Source organism: Microbacterium sp. H6, assembly GCF_003314775.1.
In the GTDB taxonomy this organism is placed as follows: Bacteria; Actinomycetota; Actinomycetes; order Actinomycetales; family Microbacteriaceae; genus Microbacterium; species Microbacterium oxydans.
On the sequence record NZ_QOAY01000290.1, the window covers coordinates 4,951 to 7,438 of the forward strand.

A 2,488-nucleotide genomic window follows, 5' to 3' on the forward strand; every position below is an offset into this window, starting at 1 on the left:
GGCGCCGCTGGCCTGGCTCACGATCGCCGGAGTCGTCTTCGGACAGGCGATCGTCGCCGAGAAGCTGCGCGTCGAGAGTGAACTCGTCTCGCGGTTCCGTCAGCACACGGAGGCGATCCCCAACCCCCTGGTGCGACGGCTGCGCGACCTCGGCGACGAGCTGGGAGCGCGCTTCCGGCCGATCGGTCGCGCCCTGCTGCTGATGTGGCGAGCGGGTCCCCTGCTGGTCGTCTCCTACGCGCTGCTCTACGTGGCGGTGAAGGCGCTCGAATCGGTCCTCGGCTTCGGTGTCACCCGGCTGATCGGACCGCAGGACTACGTGTTCTGGGCGGTCGCGGCCCCGCTCGTCTCCCTCGTGCCGCTCCTGCTCATCGAACCCCTCCGCATCGCCGTGATCAGCGGCGCCTACGACGCCACGCTCGGACGGCTGCGACGTCGCCAGCAGGCGCGGCCGGACGCCTCGGCCTCCACGGAGGCGGAAGCGGAGATGCGTGCCGTCGCGGATGCGGCCGGACTGCTGCCCTCGTCGGTCGATGCGGTGGCAGCCGCTGTGGTCTCGGCGCCGCCTCGTGACGCCGTCGGCGGTCAGGGTTCGAACTCGAACCTCACGAACGAGCCGCCGGCGCGATAGGGCCGGATGTCGACCCAAAACGGGCCCTCCACGTCGGCAGGAACCACGAACGGCACGATCAACTCGTAAGGGCTCGCCTGCTCGCTGAGGCACGTCTCGGGCTCGTCGGCGCTCCAGTCGAGTCCGATCTCGGCGCGCACCGGACTCCACTCCCGCCCCGTCGACTGCTCCACGAGCACGGGAGCCTCGCACCCGACGCCCTCGGCCTCCGGGTCCACGGGCACCGCGACCGCGATCAGCCGCGTCTTCTCCGGTACGTCGAGGCCGGAGACGTCGTCGATCTCCCCGCCGCGGATCGGGCCCCAGGCTGCGCCGGCGAGGTCCGTCGTCTCGTCTTCCGGCACGACCACCGGGGCGACCGCGCGGGCACCGAACCCGAAGTACTGGTACCACTCCTGCCAACCCACGGCGGCCGCCGTCGCGGGCACGAGGAGGGCGAGTGCGATCAGGGCGACGGTGTTGCGCCGCCACCAGGAATCGCGCTTCGTCGGAACAGCTGCGGCTGCGGGGTCTTCCTGAGGGGCGGGAGGAAAGAGCGGAGGAGGGATCGTCATCGCGCCCACCCGTTCTCGACCAGGAGCACCTCGGCCTCGACGGGGAGAGTCGCCAGGTCGATCGGCAGGTCGATCACGCCGTCGCGCAGCACCTCGAAGCCGCCCGATCCCGGCACGCCCAGGCGCAGGGTGGCCCTGTCACCCACGACGTCGTCGGGGAGCTCGAACGCCAGACTGCCGCTGCGGGGAACCGCGGTGACCAGACGCTGAGCGAGGAAGGTGGTTCCGCGATCCGTGGCGCTGAACGTGCGCTCGCCGATCGTGAGCTCGGCGAGCCTGAGGGTGCTCAACCGCTGCGTGACCCCGCTCGCGGCGTCGAGGTCGATCACGAGCCAGGTGCCCTCGGCGGACCAGCCCTCGGCATCGGTGACCCGATTCGTGAGATGGACATCGGTCACGGTCGCGACGAGGTTGCGTGTGACGGCCTCCTCGCCGATCTGCGCGACCGCGGGGAAGGGGGCATCCGGAGCGTCGTCGGGGAGCGTGACCTTGACGAGGACCCACGCGCACGCGAGCAGCGCCGTGGTGAGCAGCCAGACGAGCACGTGCTTCTTCATCCGGCGCTCACCTCCTCGATCGTGGTCGTCAGCGTCGCGCCGACGCGGGGATCGTTCCAGTAGTCGCCGCGGATCAGGCTCTGCCCGACGTAGTGGTCGGAGTCGGGGAGGGTGAGCGAGACCTCGTCGCCGTCGCGGAAGTCGTCCGGTCCCACGGCCCAGGTGATCAGCACACGGGCCGGAACGTCGGGCTGGAGCGTGGGCGCGAGCTTTCCGTCGTCGGCGCGCGACACCACCCCCTTGGCATCGAGCCCTTCGATGCGGATGCCGTCCAGGAGAGGAGACACCTTCGCGGGTGATCCGGAAGCACGCGGCTGCGAGAAGGTGTTCACCACGTCCACGGTCACGACGAGCAGGCGCTCCCCCTTCTCCTCGTCGGGATAGATCGCCGCCATTCCGCGCTCGTCGCGCAGCTCGACGCCCACCACGGTCATCTCGAATTCGGAGCCGGAGAACGTCTCGCCGATCGTGAGATCGGGGATCGGGTCGACCGCGGCGGCCTCGAGGCCGCCGAACAGGGCGGTGGTCGCCAACAGCGCCGCCCCCGCGCCGGTGATCAACCACGAGGTCGGGATGAGGTCGATGCTGCGCCGCGCCCACCCCAGCACCTTCGCGCGGGCTCCCGCGTTCGAGGCGGTGACCTCCGCCTCACCGCGCGATGCGGAGGTCCTGTCGGGCGGGGTCGTGGTCACGGCAACAGCTTAGGACCGCGCCGTTCGGCGGTGCGGCATGATTCGCACCCCGCC

General features: G+C 70.9%; 3 protein-coding genes and 1 pseudogene. 1 reads left to right on the forward strand and 3 read right to left on the reverse strand.

Annotated elements, in window-relative coordinates:
* Window positions 1-631 (forward strand): annotated as a pseudogene (locus DSP71_RS18875) (hypothetical protein); the annotation flags it as partial.
* On the opposite strand, the gene DSP71_RS18880 reads toward DSP71_RS18875, so the two are convergent.
* From DSP71_RS18880 to DSP71_RS18890, 3 genes are read right to left on the reverse strand one after another with little or no spacing between them, the layout of a single operon-like run.
* Complete coding sequence (locus DSP71_RS18880; protein WP_147251399.1) at window positions 586-1,185, reverse strand: hypothetical protein; 600 nt, start codon at window positions 1,183-1,185, stop codon at window positions 586-588. The pseudogene DSP71_RS18875 and the gene DSP71_RS18880 overlap by 46 nt on opposite strands.
* Window positions 1,182-1,742, reverse strand: a complete 561-nt coding sequence (locus DSP71_RS18885; RefSeq protein ID WP_061017035.1) for a hypothetical protein — start codon at window positions 1,740-1,742, stop codon at window positions 1,182-1,184. The genes DSP71_RS18880 and DSP71_RS18885 overlap by 4 nt, the downstream gene beginning before the upstream one ends.
* Window positions 1,739-2,434, reverse strand: a complete 696-nt coding sequence (locus DSP71_RS18890; protein WP_113681820.1) for a hypothetical protein — start codon at window positions 2,432-2,434, stop codon at window positions 1,739-1,741. Before DSP71_RS18890 ends, DSP71_RS18885 begins: the two co-directional genes overlap by 4 nt.
* Window positions 2,435-2,488: the final 54 nt, after the last annotated feature.